Origin of the sequence: Collinsella sp. 1033st1_E11_1033SCRN_220408, assembly GCF_039062465.1 — a bacterium.
GTDB lineage: Bacteria > Actinomycetota > Coriobacteriia > Coriobacteriales > Atopobiaceae > Parolsenella.
The window spans coordinates 1-21,564 of the sequence record NZ_JBCLNF010000001.1 but is presented as its reverse complement, the minus strand read 5'-3'; the positions used below and the strand labels follow the sequence as shown (position 1 = coordinate 21,564).

Below are 21,564 nucleotides of genomic sequence, written 5' to 3'. Positions count from 1 at the left end.
CTAGGCGTTCTGGGCGAGGACGGAGGTCGCCTGCTCCGCCGCGGCCTTCAGCTTGTCCTCGGGGTCCTCGCCGGTGCTCATGACGCCCTCAAACGCGTCGATGTAGATCTTGGCGGCCTCGTCGAACCCGGAGTTCATGCAGTCACCAACCGCGTACTCGAGCTGGTCGAAGGCGACCTGGTACTCGGGCGTCTCGGAGTAGGCGTCCTTGATACGGTCGTCGTCGGAGGCGGACTGGCGGGTCAAGAGGTAGCCGGTCTTGAGGTGGTTCTTCACGCTCGAGTCCTTGCTCGTCATGAAGTTGATGAGCTCGGCCGCGGCCTCGCGGCGCTCGCCCTCGAGGCTGCCGCACATCACGAGGTTGCAGCCGCCGGTCGGGACCTTGTTCTGCGCGTTCTTGGGGATGAAGCCAACGCTCACCTCATAGCCACCCTGTTCGGCCACGCTCATATAGTTGGTGAGGCCGGCGGTCGAGGAGGTCCACATGGCGATCTGCTGGTTGGCGGCGTTGGAGTCGAGTGTGTCAGAGGCGTTAGTGCCCGCGACGAACGAGTAGTTGTGGTTTGCGACGTTGTCCTGGAACCAGCGGACCATGTCGACCGCGGGGTCATCAGCAAAGGTCGCCTTCGTGCCGAGGATGCCGTCTCCCCAGAGAGAGCCACCATTGCAGAAGGAGAAGGCCTCGAGCAGCCAGGTGTCAGCGCAGAAGCCAAAGCCCTTGACACCGACCTTGGCGAGAGCGTCGGAAGCCTTGACCATATCGTCCCAGGTGGCGGGAGCGGTGGAGGCGTCGAGGCCGGCCTTCTCGAAGAGCGTCTTGTTGTAGTAGAGAATCGGCGTCGACCTCAGGTACGGCACGCCGTAGAGCTTGCCGTCGACCTTGCAGTTCTCCATGAGGCCGGGCCAGAAGTCGTTGAGGTCGTCATCGGCGATGAACTCGTCGATCGGCTGGATCATGCCACCGTCGGCGAAGACCTTGGTCGAGTTGATGACCATGACGCAGACGTCAGGCGCCTCGCCAGCGACGAAAGCGCTCTTGAGCTTGGAGTTGAGGTCATCGTAGGAGCCCTGAGACTCTGCGGTGACGTGGATGTCCTTCTCCTTGCCGATCGTATCGTTGAACTCTTGGATACGCTCCTCGTTGTTCTCCTTGATCTTGTCGGTCCAGCAGTACCAGTAGGTGAGCTCGATGGTGCCGACAGAGGAGGTGCTGGCAGCAGGGCTGGCCACGCCGCCGTCGCCCGAGCAGGCGGAAAGACCGGCGAGCGCGGCGGCGCCCGTGGCGGTGGCTCCGAGCTTGACAAACTGACGACGAGAGAGGTCCTTCATGAGGGATGTCCTTTCGATTTCACGTGCGTAATGGCTTGGTTTTCGTTATCGGCACAGGACTCCCCCACCTCCGCGGAGGGGGCAAGAGAGAAGCCTGTTGTTTTGGATCACGTGCGATGCGTCAGGCGGAGGCCCGGCCAGCGCTGGGCACGCGCGGCACTGACAGGCCAGGCATGGGCGGGCATGGGCGGGCACGGGCGCGCGGACGACTCGCGCGGGCACGGGCGCCGCGTGCGATGCCCGTGGCATCGCTACTTGTCGCCCAGGTACGAGAACGCCTTCACGATGTGCTTGTTCGCAAAGAGGTAGACCACCATGATTGGGGCCGTCAGCACTACGTTCGCCGCCATCAGCAGGTGGAAGTTCACGCCAGACTCGGACGCCTTGAGTGCAGCGACGCCAACGGGCAGCGTGCGAGCGAGGTCCTTGGTGGTGAGGACGAGGGGCCAAAAGTAGTCGTTCCAGGTCCCGATGAAGGTCAGCAGCGCCAGGGTTACAAGAGTCGGCATTGCCATCGGCAGGAACAGCTTGAAGATGATCGTCAGCTCGCTCGCATGGTCGAGCTTGGCGGCCTCGATGAGTTCCGGCGGCATCTTGTTGAACGTCTGGCGCAGCATGAAGATATTGAAGGCGCTCGTGGCGAACGGCAGCACCAGGGAGGCATAGGAGTTGATCATGTGCCAACGAGAGAACATGATGAAGATGGGCAGGAACACGAGCTGGACCGGCACCATCATCGTGACGAGCGTGATGCCAAACAGGACCTTCTTACCACGGAAGCGATACTGCGAGAAGGCGTAGGCCGCGGGGATCACGGTGAGCGTCTGGCACACGAGCGTCGCCAGGGTGACGATGATCGAGTTCCTCAGGTAGACCCCAAAGGGGCCGGACTCCAGCGCGTCGGCGTAGTTCTGCCACTGCGGATTTGCCGGCAGGATCGAAGGCGGGAACTGCATGGTCTCGCCAAGCGTCTTGAGCGAGCTCGAGACCATCCAGAAGAACGGGAAGAAGAAGACGAGCACGAGAAGGATGTCAATCGCGAGCCTCCCCGCCGAGCGGACGGCACGGCGCGCCGGCATCCCGTGCTTGGTCATGGGTTGCATAGGATAGCTCCTAACGGTAGTGGACTCGCTTTTCGAGCACCTTGAAGTAGACGACTGCGAAGATGGCGACGAGGACCAGGAGCACCATGCCGATGGCTGCGGCATAGCCCACCTTGTAGAACTTGAACGCGTATTGGTAGAGGGAAAACACGATGGTGTTCGTGGCGTTCTGGGGCCCTCCCTGCGTCATGATCTGGATCGTCTCGAAGACTTTGAGCGAGGAGATGACCTCGACGATCACCAGGAAGAAGAGGGTCGGCGACACGATGGGCAGGGTGATCTTCCAAAAAGTGGCCCAGGGCTTCGCGTGGTCGAGCTCCGCCGCCTCGTAAAGGTTCTCCGGGACGGATTGCAACGCCGAGGTGAGGATCAGCGCGTCATACCCGACGGACTTCCAGACGGAGATCGCGATGAGCGAGGCGAGCGCCACGCGAGAGTCTCCGAGCCAGTCGACGGGAGACACCCCGAAGGCGGACAGGATCTGGTTCAGCAGGCCATAATCCCTGTTCATGATCCAGAGCCACAGGAGGGAGATTGAGGCGAGCGAGATCACATAGGGCGAGAAGATGACCGCCTGGAGGAATCGGTTCCTGCGGCTCACGCGCTTGAGGTGAAGGGCACAGAGCATACCGAGGACAACCGAGAGTCCAACCGTAAAGACCATGTAAATCAGCGTGCTGACGAGCGTCTGGCGGAACTGCACGTCCTGGAACAGTGTGATGTAGTTCTGAAGGCCAACGAAGACCTTCTCCGGATTGACGAGGTTCCACTCATAGAGCGAGAGGCCACCCATTTCGAATATCGGGTAGATCCAGAAGACCGCAAGGATCACGATCGAAGGGGCGATGGCGGCGTAGGGGCGAAGCGCGCGGAGCACCCTCTTCGCGTTCAGGCGCTCGCTCCTCTCGCTCTCGCTCGAGCCACCACTCGCCTTCCCAACGCTCGGACGCCCCGTCGTCTTCCCCGGGGTGGCGGTAACGCTTGCCTCCATCAGGCCTCGACCCGCCTCTCCTGGTCATCGAAGTAGTGGATGGAGTCCTTCTCAACGAACAGCTGAACGGCCTGCCCCACCTCGACGAGAGGCTGGTTGAATGTCTTGAAGGAGAGGATTCCGAAGGGAGCCTCGGCCTGGTAGATGATCTCCGAACCCATAACCTCGTGAATGTTTACCTTCGCTTCGAAGGCGAAGCTGTCGGAGGGAGCGCCGGCATCGCCGGCGATGATCGCACGCGACGGGCGGAAGCCGAAGAGCGCCGCGGCGGTAGGGAGCTCGGGAAGGGCCAGGCCCGCGCAGGGGAACACGTTCATGGAAGGTGTTCCGATGAACTGCGCGGCGAAGCGGTTCTTGGGGTGACCATAGACCTCTTCGGGGACGTCTGCCTGCTGGATAACGCCGTCGCGCATGAGGACGATCTTGGTAGCCATGCTCATGGCCTCGGTCTGGTCATGCGTGACATAGACGAAGGTCGTCCCGAGGCGCTGGTGGAGGGCGATGAGCTCGGTACGCATCTGCGTGCGCAGCTTCGCGTCGAGGTTGGAGAGGGGCTCGTCCATGAGGAAGACCTTGGGCTTCTTCACCATGGCCCTCGCCAGGGCGACGCGCTGGCGCTGGCCACCGGAGAGCTGCGAGGGCTTACGGTCGAGGTAACCCTCCAGGCCGACGATGCGAGATATCTCGTCGATTCGACGTCGGCGCTCATCCTCGGGTACCTTCATGTTGATGAGGCCAAACTCGATGTTGCCCCTCACCGTCATCGTGGGATAGAGGGCGTAGTTCTGGAAGACCATCGCGATGTCGCGATCCGAGGGCCCCACCTCGTTTACTCTCTCTCCGTCAATGAACAAATCACCCGAGGTCACATCCTCGAGTCCCGCAATCATGCGCAAGGTCGTCGACTTTCCGCAGCCGGAGGGGCCAACCAGCACGGTGAAGCTTCCATCGGGAATCGTGAGCGAAAGATCGGGGATTACCGGAGGCTTCCCGTCATACGACTTCGATACGTGACGCAATTCGATACTCGACACGCGGGCCTTTCCTTTCTCTCTCATTCATCTGGGCACAAGAGAGATTGTCCCGGCCTGCCGTCATGGCGAGACTTCGGTTCTGTCAGGTATCGGACAGCGTATGAAGCCGTTCGCGCATCTTTTCGTCAGGAATGAAAAGCTCCGGTAAAGGCTGGAATGGGGCGACCGAGAAGGTAGGAACGGATGCACGAGAAGATAGGGATGGAGAGCCCGGTAAAGACAAGAATGAAAGGCCCCGGTAAAGGTAAGAATGGGGGTGCCCGACGAATACGACACGGCACAAAGAGCGCACGCGACAAACGCCACTGCCGCAGCACTTGAAACGTCCTCTGACGGTGCGCGAGCGCGTTCAGAAGGCTCTCTAGAGCCAAAAACAAAGGCATCGTGCAACAAAAATGAGATTCTGCGGCTAAAAAATGGTTTTTTTCCTCATCCGAATAACGAGCAACTGGGGTTTTATTTGCTAGCTCTTTGCTCTCATATTGTTTTTAAAGCCTCAAAGCCCCAATTCGAGCCGCAGAACCTCAAATTCGTTGCACGCGAAGCGGCGCGAAGGGACAAAGGGGCTTCCATGACAGGTCCAGAGCCTCCCGGCGCAGCCGGACGTGGCAAGAAGGCACAAGGTCGCGACGACGCAAGATCCAGGAGCGAGGTAAGGAGACGCAAGACCACGACGACGCAAGGCACAGCGACACACTAGACGCGTCGGCGCAGGAGAGCATGGCATGACGACACGGCGGCGCGAAAAGTGACGGCACGTGAATGTAAAAGACCTCCCCGGCGCAGATGTCCGGAGAGGTCAGGAATTCGCGGAGCTAGCTCGAACATGTCACGAGCTAAACACGGCACACGGACGCAACGTGACGATGAGCTGTAAGTCTCTACTTCTTGTACTGGCTCTCGTGCTTACGGAAGAAATCGAAACGCGGGGGAAGCTCGAGGATAGCGTGCTCGGAAGCATCCTCGCCAAGCTCGGCGGCGAGCTCGAGCGGCGTGGCGAGAGCGTTTTCCCAGCTGAAGAAGTCCTTCTCCGAGAAGCCCATGTACTCGGCAACGAGCTCGCACCCGGCAGGCACGGCGGGGTGCATCAGCAGGGCCGTCGTGCGAAGGGCGGCGAAAGCGTCCGCGAGGGCGGCCACGTAAGCATCCGTGTCGTCGCCGGCGGCCTTGCTCGCCGCGTCCCAACGCTTGTTGGCCGCGCGAGTGAACTCCTCCACCGCGGCAAGGGCGCCGTGGAAGTCCATCCCATGGACCGTTCGCTCGAACGCGAGCGTCGCCTCGCGGCATTCCTCGACGACCTCGGCACTCGCCTCCACCGCAGGCAGCTTGCAATCGCACGCCTTCGCGGCGCCGTAGAAGCAGCTGCGGGCAAGGCGGTTGAAGATGTTCGTGAGGAACGCACTCTCCTTGAGGGCAGGGTCGACGACGCGAGGATCGTCGCACACGAGGACCTCCTCGCCGGTCTTCTTGTCCTTGTAGGAGACGCTCGTGTCATAGACCTTGGGCGAGAAGCTCACGGCCTTGGCGTCGAGCGCGAGCGACAGCCAGTGAGCACGCAGCTGCTCGGCGGTGTAGTGATCGAGAAGCTCCGCGGCCATCGGCGGCTTGATGGCGCCCGAGCTCGAAGCTTTCTTGTTCATGAACAGGATGTGGTAGTTGGCCACGGGCGTGGTCTGCTTGAGGCCCCAGCCCATCGCCTCCCACATCGCGGGCTGCGCCACGCAGTAGAAGTAGATGTTGTCCTGGCCGATGAACTGGAAGACGCGAGAGTCATCCGCGCACCACCAGTCGTGCCAGTCGCGGCTCGAGTAACGGCCGTCGGCGCTCTCGGCAAGCGCGGTCTGGACGAAGCTGATCGGCGCCCACAGGCTCTCGGGCCAGCACCAAACGGTGAGGCCGCTCACACCGTCGATCTCCGGGGCAGCAACGCCCCAGTCGATGTTGCCGGTAATGCGGAACGGCAGCAGGCACTTGCCCGTGCGGAAGCGAACGTGCGCGCCCTCGAGCACCTCGCGCGCCTTGTCGCGCGCCTCCCAATTGGCAAACTCGACGGAGAAGCTAGCCTGGTTGCCCTGCGCCTCGTGCACGGTGTGGACCGGAAGGTCGCCCGCGACGGCGGCGAAGTCCTCGCGCAGCTCGTTCTTGATGTAGATGACAGGCGCGACGAGGCTCTCGCGCACGGTCTTGGTTACGATGTCGCGAACCTGCGGGTCAGCATCCCACTCGTCCATGAGGGTCTCGAGGGCCTCGGAGAACGCGGGTAGGTCGAAGTACCAGTTGTCGCACGGACGAAGCTCGGGCTTGGTGCCCGTGAGCTGGGAGACCGGGTTGATGAGCTCCTCCGGGTCGAACTGGTGCCCCAGGTCGCACTCGTCCGCATAGGCCTTCTCGGACTTGCAGCCGCGGACCGGACAACGGCCCTTGACCTGGCGCCCGTTCAGGAAGGTCTTCGCCTCGGTGTCATAGAACTGCAGCGTGGAGCGCTTCTTGAGGGCGCCCACCTCGTACAGGCGGCGAATCCATTCGTCAGAGAGCTTCGCATGGAAGGGCTTTGCCGGCTCGAGGCCGCTGCCGGCGAAGATGTCGAGCGAGATGCCGTAGGCGTCGAGCGCGGCCTTCTGATTGTCGTGGTGGCCACGAACGTAGTCGGTGATGGTGCCGGAGAACTCGCCGGCCTCCGTGAGCTTGCGGTAACCCTCCATGATCGGCGAGCCATAGCAGTCCGTGCCGGAGACGAACAGCACGTTCTCGGAGCCGATGCGGTCACGCAGGAAGCGGGCGAAGAAATCCGCCGGCACGAAGACGCCACCGATGTGGCCAAAGTGCAGGTCCTTGTTGCCATACGGCATACCGGCCGTGACGACGGCGCGCGCCGGGAAGTTGGGGCGATTCGTGTTCTCGGAAGCCATGGGTGCCCTTCTCGATAGTCAGTCAACCTGCTGATTATCGCACTTTTGCACGCCCGGGAATGACGGGAGCGGGGCCGGGCGGCCGAGAGGCGCCGGGCGGGAGCGGGGCCGGGTGGCCGAGAAAGACCGGGGCGGCGCCCCCGGAGAGGCACCGCCCCGAATCGAGCGTCCGAGAATGGCAAACTGCCGGCGACTAGCCGAGTGCCTCCACGAGCGAGGACTCCGGGAAGGTGACGGTCACGGTGGTGCCGACGCCCTCCTTCGACTCGAGCGCGAGCTTGGCGCCGTGATAGGCCGCGGCATGCTTCACGATGGCGAGGCCCAGACCCGTGCCGCCGCGCTCGCGCGACCGGCTCGTGTCGACGCGATAGAAGCGCTCGAAGACCTTGGCCTGCGCTGCCTCGGGGATACCCAGGCCGGTATCGGCCACGACGAGGCGCGGGCAGCCATCGACGACGTCGATGCGGGCATCAACCGTGCCGCCGGCGCGGTTGTAGCGGATCGCGTTGTCGCACAGGTTGTAGGCGAGTTCGTCGAGAAGCGACGGGATACCGCGCACGATGACGGGATCTCCGCTGCAAGTGAGCCTCACGTCGGCTGCCTCCGCCACAGGCGCGAGGCGGTTGCCGACCTCGCGAAGCGCATGGGCGATATCGACAGGCTCGGCCTTGCCAAGCAGCGAGGTGTCACCGGCGCGCTCGGACTCGTCAAGCTTGGAGAGGGTGAGGATGTCGTTCACGAGGTCTGTCATGTGGTGCGCCTCGTCCACGATGCGACCGGCGAACTCCGGTACGTCCTCGGGCTTCGCGATGCCGTCGCGAATGAGCTCCGCCGCACCAGAGATGGTGGAAAGTGGCGTCTTGAGCTCGTGCGTCACGTTCGAGGTGAACTCGCGACGCATGAGGTCCGCGCCACGGAGCTCCCCCATCTGCTCGTCAATGCGCTCGACCAGGGGCTCGAGCTCCACGTAGGAGCCCTCCGGGTCGGGGTTCGAGGGATCGATGTCGAGGATGGGCTCCACGAGGCGGTCGACAATCAGACGCGACACGGCCCAGCACACAAGCACCACGGCGGTGACCACGGCAACGGCGAGCAGCACGTCATGCCCGAGCGCCGCCTTGATGCCATCGCGGCCGACGGCAAGGCGCAGCACGTTGCCGTTGTCGAGGCGAACGGCGCGATAGATCTCGACCCCGCCAGACGTTGCCGAGTCTCGCTCCGCGGAACCCTTTCCCGTCTCGAGCGCACCGGCAATCTCGGGGCGGTCGGCGTGGTTGGGCATGCTGTCGACGCTGTTCTGGTTGTCATAGAGCACGGTGCCGTCGGGGCTGACGACGGTCACGCGCGCCTCGCCGAGGTCAAGGTTGGTGAGGTGGATGATGTCAGACTGCGTGCCGCGCATGCTCGTCTTGACGAGGGCGCACTCGGTCTCGAGCATGCGGCCGGCATCGCTCACGCCGCTCTTCTGGTAGACGAGCGTGGCGATGACGAGAACCGCGACGGCCGCGATGGCGGACACGGCGGCAAGCGAGACGAAGATGCGGCGCGCAAGTGACTTGCGCCCACGGGCCAGGCGCATACGGAACTTCCGTGGGGAGGAGTCACCGTCGACATCCGCATCCGCGGCAGGTGCGGCAGGCACGGCATCCGTGGCGGGCGCTGCCTTCGCGGCGGCCGGGGCGGGCACGGCATCCGGGGCGGGCACGGCGGGCGCGTCCTTATCCACATCATCCTCACCCGAAGGCGTCACAGCCCCGGTGGCGCCGCCGTCATCGACAACATCAGCCACCTGCTCAGGAAGCTCGTCCTGACCCATCATGCCGTTGGTCGCGTCCTCCGCCATGGCACTAGCCCCTCAATCGATATCCAACCCCACGCACCGTCTCGATGAGTTCGGCGTGATCGCCGAGCTTCTGGCGCAGCGTCTGGACGTGGACGTCGACCGTGCGGCTGCCGCCGTCGAAGTCCCAACCCCACACGCGCTGCAGAAGCGTCTCGCGGTTGAACACCACGCCGGGAGACCTCATGAGGAACGATAGCAAATCGAACTCCCTGACGGTGAGATTAAGGAGCTTCCCTTCGAGGGAGACCTCGTGTCTGGAGGGAGAAAGGGACAAAGGTCCCAGATTCATGACATCGGAGATGGCGGCCGAGGCGGCAGCGCGCGACGGGGCCCGGCGCAGCAGGGCACGCACACGGCTCACCATCTCCATCATGCCGAAGGGTTTTGCGAGGTAGTCGTCCGCTCCGCCGTCGAGGGCGGTCACGGTGTCAAGCTCCGAGTCGCGAGCCGTGAGCATCATGACCGGCACCTGGGAGAGGCCGGGCGTCTGGCGGATTCGCTTTAGGATGGTGAGGCCGTCCGTGTCGGGCAGCATGATGTCGAGAAGCACTGCGTCAGGGATGCGCTCGGCGCAGGCGCGTCTGAACGCCGCGTCATCGGGAAGGCCCTTGGCTTCGATGCCAGCCTGCGACAGCGCGTAGACCGTCAGCTCGCGGATGTTCTTCTCGTCCTCGACGTAGTAGATCAACTGGTCGCTCTCCATCCGATCCGCCATCACTTTGGGCTACTCCCCATCCGTATTGGCGGCGGAGTGGTCCCCACCGGTAAGGATACGCTCTCCGGTGGCGCGGAACACCGCCCAATCAGCGATGCGCTGCGCCTGGTCACCGATTCGCTCGAAGTACTTGGCGGCCATAAGCAGCTCCGGAAGGCTGCGAGGCGACGGCTGGCCCTGCCTGATGAGCTCGACGACGACCGCCTCGGCCGCGGCGTACATCTTGTCGAGGACGTCGTCGCTGGCGATGACCTTCTGCGCAAGCTCGACGTTCTTGGTGAGGAACGCCTCGATGCTGTCGTCGACCATCTTCGCCGCTTGCTCGCTCATGTGAACGAAGGAGTCGGACAGGCGGGTCGTAACGTCGGCGGGCATCTCGGAGAAGACGAAGGCGACGTCGCGCGTCATGGAGTCGATCTGCGCGAGGTCAGAGACCAGACGGAACGACGCGGACACGAAGCGCAGGTCGTCGCCGACGAGCGGCTGCTGCATGAGAATGATGTCGAGGCAGAGGCTCTCGATCTCCTGGCGGAGGCGATCGGCGGGCTTCCTACCTTCGAGGACGCCCGTCTCGGCGCCACGATCGCCGGAGGCGGCAAGACCCGCAGCGCGGACGTCCGTCGCGGACTTCTCGGCGAAACGCGCGAGCAGGCCCTCCATGTCGCTCAACTGCCTTGTGAACTCGACTCGGGTAGCCATATCAGCTGAACCTCCCTGAGAGATATTCCTGGGTGCGCTGCTCGCGCGGGTTGGCGAACAGCTCCTTGGTGGGACCGGCCTCGATGAGCTCACCGAGGTAGAAGAACGCGGTCTTGTCGGCGACGCGGGTCGCCTGCTGCATGTTGTGGGTGACGACCACGACGGTGTGCTCGCGCGAGAGCTGCTGCATGAGCTCCTCGACCACGAGGGTCGAGATGGGATCGAGGGCACTCGTCGGCTCATCCATGAGCAGGACGTCCGGGCTCGTCGCCAGGGCGCGCGCGATGCACAGGCGCTGCTGCTGGCCTCCGGAGAGGCCCAGACCGCTCTGGTCGAGCTTGTCTCTGACCTCGTCCCAGAGAGCAGCCTCGCTGAGCGTGCGCTCGAGGACCTCATCCGCCTGGGCGTGAGTGAGGCGCATCATGCGGTTGAGGCCGTAGAGGACGTTGTCGCGGATGCTCATCGGGAACGGGTTGGGATGCTGGAAGACCATGCCCACGTGGACGCGCAGTGCGTTGGCGTCCATCGCGAAGACGTCCTTGCCGGCGAACTCAATCGCGCCCTCGTGGCGCACGGTCTCAACGAAGTCGCACATGCGGTTGAACGTGCGGAGCAGTGTCGACTTTCCGCAGCCAGAGGGGCCGATGAAGGCGGTGCAGCGACGCTCGGGGATGTCGAGCGTGATGTGCTTCAAGGCCTGGAAGTCCCCATACCAGAGATTGAAGTCGCGCACGTCGATGGCGGACGGGGTGTCCGTGATCGAACGATGGCGCGACTGGGTGAACTCCTTCTCCATCAGATCATCCAAACCTTCCGCTGAGGTAGTCTGCAAGGCGCTCGTCGTGCGGATCCATGAAGATGCGCTTCGTGGGGCCGTCCTCGACCATATCGCCCATGTAGAAGAAGGCCGTGCGATCGCTTACGCGCGTGGCCTGCTCCATGTTGTGCGTCACGATGGCGACGCAGATGCCCGAGTCAGCGATCGAGCGAATCGTCTCCTCCACCGCGAAGGTGGAGATGGGGTCGAGCGCCGAGCAGGGCTCGTCGAACAGCACGACGTCCGGGTTCATCGCGAGGGTGCGCGCGATGCAGAGGCGCTGCTGCTGGCCGCCGGAGAGGCTCAGGCCGCTTCGGTCGAGCTTGTCTCTGACCTCGTCCCAGAGGGCCGCCTGGCGAAGCGAACGCTCGACGAGCTCGTCGCCCTCCTCGCGGCTGGAGACGCGGCCATGGCGGCGCGGCGCGAACAGGATGTTCTCGCGGATGGACTTGCGGAACGGCGTCGGCTGCTGGAACACCATGCCGATGCTCGTACGCAGCTGGAAGAGGTCCTCCTCGCGCGTGTTGATGTTGCGACCGTGGTAGAGGATCTCTCCGCCCACGTCGCACTTGGGAATCTCGCGGTTCATGAGGTTGAGGCAGCGCAGGAAGGTCGACTTGCCGCATCCGGAGGGGCCGATGAGCGCCGTCACCTGGCCGGCGTCAAAACCGAGCGTGGTGGGGTGCAGGGCCTCCTTGACGTGTTCGTAGCGCACGGTGACGCCACGGGCGCGAAGGAGGTGGTCGGCGGAGGCGTTGCCCTCGGCAGCGGCGGGCGCGACGGCCCCCTCGCGCTGGGCCCCGTCGAGGCCCTCGGTCATGGTCTGGCTCATTCGCTCGTCAGCCTCCTCGCAAGGACCTTGCCAGCGAGACGCGCAAGGACGTTGAACAGCAGCACGCAGATGATCAGCACCGCGGCCGTGCCCCAGACGATCTCGTCGTTGCCGGGCGTGGGCTCCATCTTGAGCTTCCAGATGTGGACGGCCAGCGTCTCTGCCGGACGGAAGATGTTCCAGGGGCTACGCGGGCTCGTGATGGCGGCACCGAAGTTGATGCGCGCAGCGGCGGAGCCAGAGGTGAAGATCAGGGCGGCCGCCTCGCCAAACACGCGGCCGGCGGAGATGACGATGCCGGTGACGATGGCGGGCATGGCGACGGGAAGAAGCACGTTGAGCGTGGTCTCCCAGCGTGTGAGGCCCATGGCGAGCGCGGCGTCGCGCTGCGAGCGGGGGACGTCGGCGAGCGCCTGCTGGATAACGCGCACGAGGATGGGGATGTTGAACATCGTGAGCGCGAGCGCGCCGGCGATGATCGAGATGCCCCAGTGGAGGACCACCACGAAGAACAGACTGCCGAACATGCCCACGACGATGGAGGGCAGGCTCGAGAGGGTCTCGATCGCGGTGGAAGCGGTGCTCGTGATCCAGTTGTCGGGCGCGTACTCCACGAGGAAGATGGCCGCGCCCAGGCTGATGGGCACGCTGATGAGTAGCGTGATGACCAGCATGTAGAACGAGTCGAACAGCTGGAAGACGATGCCGGGCAGCTCCTTGTCAGACGAGGGGTTCGTGAGAAATCCCGGCTGGACGACCTTCCACAGGCCGCGGGCAAGGATGTAGATGACGATGGCAGCAAGTAGCGCCAACACGAGGCCGACGATAGCCGTGAGCACGCCGGTCGCGATCTTGTCCTGGCGGCCGATCTTCGCCGCGTGGGCGTCGAGGTCGACACCGGACATGACGTCGGGGCCGGTCGGGGTGCCGGAAGCCCCGGCGGAGGCGGTGCCGCCAACGGAGGCGCCCTTCTCGGAAACGCCGGGCGTGACGTGGGCGGCCGCGGCGGACACGGCGTCGGATGCCGCGTGGGCGACGGCATCGACGCCGGAGGACATGGCGCCAGTGGCACAGGCCGAGTTTGCGTTAGCCATTCGCCTTCGCTCCCCTCTTGCCAATAACGTGGATGATCATGATGAACAAGAGTGACATGCCCATGAGCAGAAGTCCCAGGCTCCAGAGGGCGTGGTACTCGACCGAGCCCGTCGTCGCGTTGGAAAGACCGCTCGTGAGGGCCGTCGTGAGCGTGGCCGCGGGATCAAGCAGGCCGTTGGGCATGGCCTTCTCGACGCCGCCGATGACCATCTGCACGGCGAGCGTCTCGCCGAAGGCGCGCGTCATGCCGAGAATGACCGCGGTGAGCAGGCTCGGGAGGGCGCTCTTGAGGACAACGTGCGTGACGGTCTGCCAGCGGGTGCAGCCGAGGGCGTAGGAGCCCTCGCGATACTGGTTGGGCACGGCGGCGAGAGCGTCGATTGAAAGCGTCGTCACCGTGGGCAGAATCATGACCGCGAGGACGATGGCGCCCGAGAGGATGCCGGCGCCGGTGCCTGCCGCGTCACCGAAGATCGAACGCATCGCGGCGTTGACCACCGTGAGGCCGATGAGGCCATAGACGACGCTAGGGATGCCCACGAGGAGCTCGACCAGCGGCTGGAAGACCTTGCGGCCGAAGACCGGCCTGACCTCGACCACGAAGATCGCCGAGCCCAGGGCCACGGGAAGCGCGAAGATCGTCGAGAGAATCGTGACGGAGAACGATCCCACGATGAGGGGCAGCGCGCCGTAGCGGCCATCGGTCGGAATCCAGTTCTGCCCCGAGATGAAGCTACCGAAGTCAACGCCGTCAACGAAGAACGTGGTGAGACCCTGCTCGGCGACCATGATGATGAGGGTCAAAACAACAAGGGCCACGAGGGCCACGCAGGCCCCCGTGAGCCCCAGTCCAACGTTCTCCAGGCTTCGCTTCGGCATAAGCTGCTTTGCCATGTGCGAGTCCTTTGGATGGAGTGTCTAGGCTAGGCGGCGGAGATGGTGCCGGAAGCGTCCTTCTTGACCTTCATGCCGGTCAGAGGGATGAAGCCCTTCTCCTCGACGAGGGAGCCCTGGACGTCATCGGAGAGCATGTACTCGATGAAGGCCTTCGTGACCTCGTCGGCGTCCTGGGTGGTGTACATGTGCTCGTAGGACCAAATCTTGAAGTCGCCGGACTCGACGTTCTCAGCCTTAGGCTCGACGCCATCGACCTTGAGGGCCTTGAACTTGGAGTCATCGTAGTAGGAGAAGGCGAGGTAGGAGATGGCGCCAGCGGTCTGCTGGAGCTTCTCGACGACGGTGCCGGAGGAGTCCTCCTCAGCGACCGGCTTGAAGGAGTCGGGCACGGTGGCGCCGGCGAGGACGGCGCTCTCGAAGGTGGCGCGGGTGCCGGAGCCAGCCTTGCGGTTGATGACCTGGATCGGGCCGGCGGTGCCGCCAACCTGGCTCCAGTCGGTGATCTCGCCGGTGAAGATGCCGCGGAGCTGCTCGGTGGTGAGGTCGTCGACGTCGACGTCGCTGTTCACGACCGGACCCATGCCCACGACGGCGACCTGGTTGTCGACGAGCTTGGCGGCGTCGGCGGCGTCAAGCTTTTCCTCGGCGAAGATGTCGGAACGTCCAATCTGGGCCTTGCCGTCCTTGACGTCGGAGAGACCCTGGCCGGAGCCACCGCCGGAAATGGTGATGTTAACGTTGGCGTTGGCATCCATGAAGGCGTTGGCGGCGTCCTCGACAAGCGGCTGGAAGCTCGTGGCGCCCGAGCAGGTGATGGAGCCGGAGAGGTCGGCGGCAGCCTCGGAGGAAGCGGCGGCCGTGTTGGCGGCACCGGAACCACCGCAGCCGACGAGGCCGAGACCGGCGACGGCGGTGAGGCTGCCGGCAAGACCGAGGAACTGACGACGAGACATGTCCATGTTCATGGTTCTCCTTTGTATGTGAGCGTTGCGGCTTGGCCTCTGGGCGCCGAGTCTTGTGGCCCGTGGAGGCGCTTCCGCTTCCAAGACGAGACTCTACGGGCCAGCCGGCGCGCGATCGGCGAAATCCGCCAGACCTTACGAACGGGTGACGCGTCCTTACGTACAGATGACCTGGGCTTACGTTGCGCTTACAAACGCGCGGCCAAGACGCAGCCCATCGCGCGCGGCCGGTTCATCGCGCATGGCCGGTTCATCGCACGCGGCCAAGACGCGCCTCATCGCACGCAGCCGGTTCATCGCGCGCGGCCGACCTAAGCACGTGGCCGACCTAAGCGCGCTGAAACTAGGCACGCAAAGTGCATGTAAAAAATAATTAGGTTCCAAATCATTAGGTACCTTGACTATTTCTCAGCAGACTCCTAGACTTCTCCCGTCACATTCGAAAAACCGTAGAAAGGAGGCCCATGGAGCAGCAAGAAGCAGAGGGCTTCACCCAATGCGGAAGAGTCGAATCCAGACCCCTCCCCACCACGGATGACCCGTTCCGCCCACGTTGGATGGATATCGCAGACCCCTGCGAGCGCCAGTGCGCGCACATCGTGGACATGCTTGGTTTCTGCGGCCACTACATCCACATTCACGGTGGTGGGCGCTCGGGTCGCGCGCCCATCATCTGCGCCCTTCTCAAGCACGGCGACGCCATGCCCCAACGCGAGCTCATGAACATGTTCGACCTCAAGGCCGGCTCCCTTTCGGAGGTCCTCGCAAAAATCGAGCGAGACGGCCTCATCGAGCGCACGCGCGACCCGCAAGACCGTCGCCAGCTCATCGTTCAGCTCACGCCCGAGGGCCACGCACAGGCGCTTGAGGAGCAGACGCGCCGCGAGGGCTTCCGCGCGGGCGCCCTCACCTGCCTCACCCGCGAGCAGCGCAACGAACTAGAAAACATGCTTGACCTCGTCAAAGACCACTGGAAGTCAATCGACCCATATGAGAAGGGGGATTGCCCATGCAGCAAGAACTAGACGCGAATCAGCAGGCACCCGGCACCGGTGCGAGCGCCGACGGCAGCAAGCCCGGCACCAGCACAAACGCCACCGGCAGCAAGCCCGCCGCCAAAACGAAGGCGGATTACGGTGCCATCATGCGCAACCTCATGAGCAGCGTCCGCGAGTACAAGCGCTACTCCGTCGCCACGCCCCTGCTCGTGCTCGGCGAGGTCATCTGCGAGATGGCGATCCCGTTCCTCACCGCGTCGCTCATCGACCAAATCAAGGTCGAGGCCACGGTGCCGGAGCTCATGCAACCCGCCGCGATCCTCGTGGCGCTCGCCCTGCTCTCCCTCGCGTTCGGCACGGCCGCCGGCATCACCTGCAGCCACGCTAGCTGCGGCTTCGCCAAGAATCTGCGCCACGACATGTTCTATAACATCCAGCGCTTCAGTTTCGCTAACATCGACGAGTTCTCCTCGAGCTCGCTCGTGACGCGCCTCACCACCGATATCAACAACGTCCAGCAGGCGTTCATGATGATCATCCGCATCGCCGTCCGCTCGCCGCTGTGCCTCGTCTTCGCCTTCGCGATGGCAACGGCCATGGGCGGCCCACTCGCGCTCATCTACGTGGTGCTCATCCCGTTCCTGGCGTTCGGTCTGTTCTACATCATCCACCTCGTCCGTCCTATCTTCTCGCGCGTCTTCCACAAGTACGACGCCCTCAACGAGTCCGTCGAGGAGAACGTCACCGGCATGCGCGTCGTGAAGAGCTACGTGCGCGAGGACTACGAGAAGGCCAAGTTCTCCCACGCCGCTCGCGACGTCCGCGATGACTTCACGCGCGCCGAGAAGCTGCTTGCCCTCAACAACCCGATGATGATGGTCACCGTCGACATCACGTGGGTCGTGCTCATCTACCTGGGCTCCAAGGTCATCATCACCAGTAATGCCACCCTCTTCGATGTGGGCCAGCTCTCCGCGATCTTCACCTATGGCTTCCAGATCCTCATGAGCCTCATGCAGCTCTCGATGATCTTCGTCATGGTCACGATGGCGGACGAGTCCGCGCGACGCATCAACGAGGTGCTCGAGGCAGAGCCCACCATCGCGGCTCCCGCCTCCCCCGTCACCGAGGTCGCGGACGGTTCGATCGACTTCAGCCACGTGAGCTTCAAGTACTCCGCCCGTGCCGAGCGCCGTGCCCTCTCCGACATCGACCTCCACATCAAGAGCGGCGAGACCATCGGCATTATCGGCGGTACGGGTTCGTCCAAGTCCACGCTCGTGAACCTGATCGCGCGCCTCTATGACGCGACCGAGGGCACCGTGCGCGTCGGCGGCGTCGACGTCCGCGACTATGACCTCGAGACGCTCCGCACGAACGTCGCCATGGTGCTCCAGAAGAACGTGCTGTTCAGCGGCACCATCGCCGAGAACCTGCGCTGGGGCGACGAGAACGCGACGGACGAGGAGGTCGCCGCGGCCGCGCACCTCGCCTGCGCGGACGAGTTCGTCGACGGCTTCCCCGAGGGCTACAACACCTGGATCGAGCAGGGAGGCTCCAACGTCTCCGGCGGCCAGAAGCAGCGCCTCTGCATCGCACGAGCCCTTCTCCGCCGCCCGAAGGTCCTGATTCTCGACGACTCCACGAGCGCCGTCGACACCAAGACCGACGCCAAGATTCGTGAGGGTCTCGCCACCTACCTGCCTGAGACCACCAAGCTCATCATCGCCCAGCGTATCTCGAGCGTCGAAGACGCAGACCGCATCGTGGTGATGGAGGGCGGCCACATCTCCGACATCGGCACGCACGACGAGCTCATGGGCCGCTGCGCCATCTATCGCGAGACGTACACCTCGCAGAACAAGATGGGCACGGACGAGGCGGACGTCGAGGCCGCCGAGGGCTCGGACGCCGAGGCGCGCGTTAACGCAACCGCCACGTCCGACGCAACCGCCGCACCAGTCGCAACCGCCACGCGCGCCGCAACCGCAACCCCTGCCAACGCCGAGAAGGGAGGCGAGGCCAATGAGTAAGCAGCAGCCCAAGCGCCCGCAGGCCAAGGCCGGCACCGCCCTGCGCCTCATCAAGACGATCTTCTCGTTCTACCCGCGCCGACTCTCCCTCGTCGTCGTGTGTCTCGCCATCGCCGCCATCACCAACTCGTTTGGCGCCGTGTTCCTCCAGGGTGCCCTCGAGATCATCTCCACCTACGGGGCGTCTGGCGACTGGGCTTCGGCGCAGCCCGAGATCTTCCGCCTCGTCTCCACGCTCGCCCTGGTCTACCTCATGGGCGTCATTGCCTCGCTCATCTGGAACCGCTCGATGGCGACCATCACGCAGGGCACGCTCGAGCAGCTTCGCGAGAAGATGTTCAATCGCATGCAGGACCTGCCGATCAGCTACTTTGACACCAACCAGCGTGGCGACATCATGAGCCACTACACCAACGACATCGATGCCACCCGCCAGATGATCTCGCAGTCGCTGCCGAACCTCTTCCAGACCAGCATCGTCATCACCACGGTGTTCATCATCATGCTCTACTACTCCGTGTGGATGTGCATCGTCATCGTCGCCGGCGTCGCGTTCATGGTTGCCATGACGCGCCTGCTTGGCTCCAAGTCCGCCCGCTTCTTCGTGGCGCAGCAGAAGGAGCTCGGCGTGGTCGAGGGCCAGGTCGAGGAGATCATGAACGGCCAGAAGGTCGTCAAGGCGTTCTGCCACGAAGCCGCCGCCGAAAAGGACTTCGACCGCTTCAACCAGCACCTGTTCGAGGTCTCCCAGCAGGCCAACATGTATGGCAACATCCTCATGCCCGTGCTTATGAACATCGGCAACCTGCTCTACGTCATCGTCGCGCTCGCCGGCGGCCTGTTCCTCGCCCTCGACGTGCCCAACCTGTCGTTCTCTGGCATGGCGCTCTCCATCGCCGTGGTTGTCCCGTTCCTCAACATGACCAAGCAGTTCTGCGGCCAGATCGGCCAGATCTCCCAGCAGATCAACTTCGTCGTCATGGGCCTCGCCGGCGCCAATCGCATCTTCGACCTCATCGACGAGAAGCCCGAGGAGGACGAGGGCTACGTCACGCTCGTCAACCTGGGCGTCGAGAAGGGCGAGCTCGTCGAGTCCGAGAAGCGCACGGGCCTCTGGGGCTGGAAGCACCCGCACCACGACGGCACCACCACCTACACGCCCCTTCGCGGAGACGTGCGCATGGAGGACGTCGACTTTGGCTACACGCCCGAACACCAGGTGCTTTACGGGGTCTCCGTCTATGCCAAGCCGGGCCAGAAGGTCGCCTTCGTGGGTGCCACCGGCGCGGGCAAGACCACGATCACCAACCTCATCAACCGCTTCTACGACATCGCCGACGGCAAGATCCGCTACGACGGCATCAACGTGAACAAGATCCGCAAGGCAGACCTGCGCCGTTCGCTCGGCGTGGTGCTCCAGGACGTGAACCTGTTCACTGGCACCGTGATGGACAACATCCGCTACGGCAAGCTCGACGCGACCGATGCCGAGTGCATCTCCGCCGCCAAGCTCGCCGGCGCCGATGACTTCATCACTCGCCTGCCCGAGGGCTACAACACGATGCTCACCGGCAGCGGCAGCCAGCTCTCGCAGGGCCAGCGCCAGCTCATCTCCATCGCCCGCGCCGCCGTGGCGGACCCGCCCGCGATGATCCTGGACGAGGCCACGAGCTCGATCGACACGCGCACCGAGGCCATCGTGCAGAAGGGCATGGACGCGCTCATGCAGGGCCGCACCACCTTCGTCATTGCGCACCGACTCTCCACCGTGCGCAACTCCGACGTGATCATCTGCCTCGACCACGGCCATGTGATCGAGCGCGGCAACCACGACGAGCTCATCGCCAAGAAGGGCTATTACTACCAGCTCTACACCGGCGCCTTCGAGCTGGAGTAGCGGCGACGGGGCGCGTCCCGGTCACCGGCCACGCCGGTGCAGCCGGGCACGTCCCAGTTTCCGGGCACGTCCCAGCGAGGTAGCCTCTTCATCGGCGAGTAATGCCCTGCGGCGCAGTTCACCATGGCGTCGCGGGGCTTTTTGTTCGACAGGGACACGACGGGCCGAGCGGCTGGCCCAGGGCGCCTCGTCGGCTTTCCAGCGCGTTAACACAAACAGAGGACAACCCCTGACGGATAAAATAACGGGGAGGATTGGAGTCACATGTATTCGTTCACCAGTCGCGTGAGGTACAGCGAGATAGACGAGACGGGTAAGTTATCCATTCCCTCTCTCGTCAACTACCTGCAGGATTGCACCACATTTGGAAGCGAGGAGCTCGGACTGGGACCGGCGCACACCGCCGAAACGGGGCTCGCCTGGCTACTCAGCGCCTGGAAGATCGACATCGCCGAGCTTCCAAGCTTCGGCGACGAGATTCGCGTGAGCACCTGGGCGACGGGCTTCAAGGGCCTGCGCGCCAGCCGCAACTTCACCGTCTGCCGCGCGAGCGACGATGCGGCCGCCCATCCCCTTGTGCGCGCCGATTCGAGCTGGTTCATGTTCGACGCCAACAAGGGCCGCCCCATCCGCATTCCAGAGAGCGAGTCCGCCCCCTACGTCGAGGACGCTCGCAACGACTCGCCGCTCGATCTGCCACCCATCCAGCGCGTGGTTCGCATTGAAGGCGAAGGCCAAGCTTGCGCCCCCATCACGGTGACCGGAGCACACATCGACACGAATCATCACGTCAACAACGCGCAGTACGTGAGCCTTGCGCTTGGCGTGCTTGAAGAGGGCGAAGTCTCAACGCCATGCGCGCTCGATGTCCACTACAGTCGCGCCGCCAAGCTCGGAGACACCATCTACCCGCATATTCACCGCGAATCCCCCATCGACGGCAGCATGTCCGCCATCGTCACCCTCGATGACGAGGCCGGATCACCCTATGCCATCGTTCGCCTAAGCTAAAACAGTCGACGTTCGCGACACAACGTTCGCGGCTCACGCGCTCACCGGCGTGACGCGCAGGCGCGTCGCCACCCGGCGCATAAGCGCACACCAATACACAATGGCGAGGCCTCGCACGCGCGAGACCCCGCCGTTCTCATGGCTATTGCGTCCGCAGCCTACAAGGCGGACCTGACTGAAATCAAAGCTACGGCCAATTGTTGTCAGTCCATGACTCCATGCCTCAATACAGCGTGACTCGACACACTCGCATAGCATAACCCCAGGTCATCCATATAAATTTGTTGTGCAGCATTTCTCAGAAATCGCTTCTTACAATTTCTGGGTTGATTTCCGATCCCAACCGAACACATTGAGCTGACGGCACGCTCCCGCAGTTAACCGAACGCCCCCGAGGTC

General features: G+C 63.8%; 17 protein-coding genes. 4 read left to right on the top strand and 13 right to left on the bottom strand.

Going from position 1 to position 21,564, the window contains the following annotated elements:
* The 13 genes from ABCN07_RS00085 to ABCN07_RS00025 all read right to left on the bottom strand — a co-directional run bounded on the left by ABCN07_RS00085 (position 1) and on the right by ABCN07_RS00025 (position 15,229).
* Positions 1–1,329 (bottom strand): ABC transporter substrate-binding protein, encoded by a 1,329-nt coding sequence (locus tag ABCN07_RS00085; protein WP_343004845.1) that lies wholly within the window; start codon positions 1,327–1,329, stop codon positions 1–3.
* A gap of 251 nt (positions 1,330–1,580) precedes the next feature.
* The gene (locus ABCN07_RS00080; RefSeq protein WP_343004844.1) at positions 1,581–2,432 is read right to left on the bottom strand and encodes a carbohydrate ABC transporter permease; all 852 of its coding nucleotides are present in this window, start codon (positions 2,430–2,432) and stop codon (positions 1,581–1,583) included.
* 10 nt (positions 2,433–2,442) lie between these two features.
* Positions 2,443–3,423: a sugar ABC transporter permease gene (locus ABCN07_RS00075; protein ID WP_343004843.1), complete on the bottom strand. Its 981-nt coding sequence runs from the start codon at positions 3,421–3,423 to the stop codon at positions 2,443–2,445.
* Positions 3,423–4,457 carry an ABC transporter ATP-binding protein gene (locus tag ABCN07_RS00070; RefSeq protein ID WP_343004842.1) on the bottom strand — a complete coding sequence of 345 codons (1,035 nt, stop codon included), beginning with the start codon at positions 4,455–4,457 and terminating at the stop codon, positions 3,423–3,425. The genes ABCN07_RS00075 and ABCN07_RS00070 overlap by 1 nt, the downstream gene beginning before the upstream one ends.
* Positions 4,458–5,338: 881 nt before the next feature.
* On the bottom strand, positions 5,339–7,366 hold the full coding sequence (locus tag ABCN07_RS00065) for a class I tRNA ligase family protein (RefSeq protein WP_343004841.1): 2,028 nt from the start codon (positions 7,364–7,366) through the stop codon (positions 5,339–5,341).
* Between the two features lie 193 nt (positions 7,367–7,559).
* Positions 7,560–9,209: an ATP-binding protein gene (locus ABCN07_RS00060; protein WP_343004840.1), complete on the bottom strand. Its 1,650-nt coding sequence runs from the start codon at positions 9,207–9,209 to the stop codon at positions 7,560–7,562.
* A 4-nt stretch (positions 9,210–9,213) separates the two neighbouring features.
* Entirely contained in the window at positions 9,214–9,912 is a 699-nt protein-coding gene (locus ABCN07_RS00055; protein WP_343004839.1) for a response regulator transcription factor, read from the bottom strand.
* Positions 9,913–9,933: 21 nt separating this feature from the next.
* Positions 9,934–10,623, bottom strand: a complete 690-nt coding sequence (locus ABCN07_RS00050) for a phosphate uptake regulator PhoU (RefSeq protein ID WP_343004838.1) — start codon at positions 10,621–10,623, stop codon at positions 9,934–9,936.
* A gap of 1 nt (position 10,624) precedes the next feature.
* Positions 10,625–11,419: a phosphate ABC transporter ATP-binding protein PstB gene (pstB, locus tag ABCN07_RS00045; RefSeq protein WP_343004837.1), complete on the bottom strand. Its 795-nt coding sequence runs from the start codon at positions 11,417–11,419 to the stop codon at positions 10,625–10,627.
* Between the two features lie 4 nt (positions 11,420–11,423).
* Positions 11,424–12,272: a phosphate ABC transporter ATP-binding protein gene (locus ABCN07_RS00040; protein WP_343004836.1), complete on the bottom strand. Its 849-nt coding sequence runs from the start codon at positions 12,270–12,272 to the stop codon at positions 11,424–11,426.
* Positions 12,269–13,177, bottom strand: coding sequence for a phosphate ABC transporter permease PstA (gene pstA, locus ABCN07_RS00035; protein WP_343005157.1), 909 nt, complete (start codon positions 13,175–13,177; stop codon positions 12,269–12,271). Before pstA ends, ABCN07_RS00040 begins: the two co-directional genes overlap by 4 nt.
* A gap of 181 nt (positions 13,178–13,358) precedes the next feature.
* Positions 13,359–14,261, bottom strand: coding sequence for a phosphate ABC transporter permease subunit PstC (gene pstC / locus ABCN07_RS00030; RefSeq protein ID WP_343004835.1), 903 nt, complete (start codon positions 14,259–14,261; stop codon positions 13,359–13,361).
* A 29-nt stretch (positions 14,262–14,290) separates the two neighbouring features.
* Positions 14,291–15,229 carry a phosphate ABC transporter substrate-binding protein gene (locus ABCN07_RS00025; protein WP_343004834.1) on the bottom strand — a complete coding sequence of 313 codons (939 nt, stop codon included), beginning with the start codon at positions 15,227–15,229 and terminating at the stop codon, positions 14,291–14,293.
* Positions 15,230–15,690: 461 nt separating this feature from the next.
* Between ABCN07_RS00025 and ABCN07_RS00020 the strand changes: the two genes are divergently transcribed.
* The 4 genes from ABCN07_RS00020 to ABCN07_RS00005 all read left to right on the top strand — a co-directional run bounded on the left by ABCN07_RS00020 (position 15,691) and on the right by ABCN07_RS00005 (position 21,165).
* A complete protein-coding gene (locus ABCN07_RS00020; RefSeq protein ID WP_343004832.1) occupies positions 15,691–16,251 on the top strand; it encodes a MarR family winged helix-turn-helix transcriptional regulator in 561 nt (186 codons plus the stop codon).
* Positions 16,252–16,382: 131 nt separating this feature from the next.
* Positions 16,383–18,257 (top strand): ABC transporter ATP-binding protein, encoded by a 1,875-nt coding sequence (locus ABCN07_RS00015; protein WP_343005156.1) that lies wholly within the window; start codon positions 16,383–16,385, stop codon positions 18,255–18,257.
* On the top strand, positions 18,250–20,154 hold the full coding sequence (locus ABCN07_RS00010) for an ABC transporter ATP-binding protein (RefSeq protein WP_343004831.1): 1,905 nt from the start codon (positions 18,250–18,252) through the stop codon (positions 20,152–20,154). The genes ABCN07_RS00015 and ABCN07_RS00010 overlap by 8 nt, the downstream gene beginning before the upstream one ends.
* 264 nt (positions 20,155–20,418) lie before the next feature.
* Complete coding sequence (locus ABCN07_RS00005) at positions 20,419–21,165, top strand: acyl-ACP thioesterase domain-containing protein (protein WP_343004829.1); 747 nt, start codon at positions 20,419–20,421, stop codon at positions 21,163–21,165.
* Positions 21,166–21,564 lie beyond the last annotated feature (399 nt).

Coding starts and splice junctions, on each gene's coding strand:
- ABCN07_RS00085 (WP_343004845.1), bottom strand. CDS start 1,329: ATGAAGGACCTCTCTCGTCGTCAGTTTGTCAAGCTCGGAGCCACCGCC.
- ABCN07_RS00080 (WP_343004844.1), bottom strand. CDS start 2,432: ATGCAACCCATGACCAAGCACGGGATGCCGGCGCGCCGTGCCGTCCGC.
- ABCN07_RS00075 (WP_343004843.1), bottom strand. CDS start 3,423: ATGGAGGCAAGCGTTACCGCCACCCCGGGGAAGACGACGGGGCGTCCG.
- ABCN07_RS00065 (WP_343004841.1), bottom strand. CDS start 7,366: ATGGCTTCCGAGAACACGAATCGCCCCAACTTCCCGGCGCGCGCCGTC.
- ABCN07_RS00060 (WP_343004840.1), bottom strand. CDS start 9,209: ATGGCGGAGGACGCGACCAACGGCATGATGGGTCAGGACGAGCTTCCT.
- ABCN07_RS00055 (WP_343004839.1), bottom strand. CDS start 9,912: ATGGAGAGCGACCAGTTGATCTACTACGTCGAGGACGAGAAGAACATC.
- ABCN07_RS00050 (WP_343004838.1), bottom strand. CDS start 10,623: ATGGCTACCCGAGTCGAGTTCACAAGGCAGTTGAGCGACATGGAGGGC.
- pstB (WP_343004837.1), bottom strand. CDS start 11,419: ATGGAGAAGGAGTTCACCCAGTCGCGCCATCGTTCGATCACGGACACC.
- ABCN07_RS00040 (WP_343004836.1), bottom strand. CDS start 12,272: ATGAGCCAGACCATGACCGAGGGCCTCGACGGGGCCCAGCGCGAGGGG.
- pstA (WP_343005157.1), bottom strand. CDS start 13,177: ATGTCCGGTGTCGACCTCGACGCCCACGCGGCGAAGATCGGCCGCCAG.
- pstC (WP_343004835.1), bottom strand. CDS start 14,261: ATGGCAAAGCAGCTTATGCCGAAGCGAAGCCTGGAGAACGTTGGACTG.
- ABCN07_RS00025 (WP_343004834.1), bottom strand. CDS start 15,229: ATGAACATGGACATGTCTCGTCGTCAGTTCCTCGGTCTTGCCGGCAGC.
- ABCN07_RS00020 (WP_343004832.1), top strand. CDS start 15,691: ATGGAGCAGCAAGAAGCAGAGGGCTTCACCCAATGCGGAAGAGTCGAA.
- ABCN07_RS00015 (WP_343005156.1), top strand. CDS start 16,383: ATGAGCAGCGTCCGCGAGTACAAGCGCTACTCCGTCGCCACGCCCCTG.
- ABCN07_RS00010 (WP_343004831.1), top strand. CDS start 18,250: ATGAGTAAGCAGCAGCCCAAGCGCCCGCAGGCCAAGGCCGGCACCGCC.
- ABCN07_RS00005 (WP_343004829.1), top strand. CDS start 20,419: ATGTATTCGTTCACCAGTCGCGTGAGGTACAGCGAGATAGACGAGACG.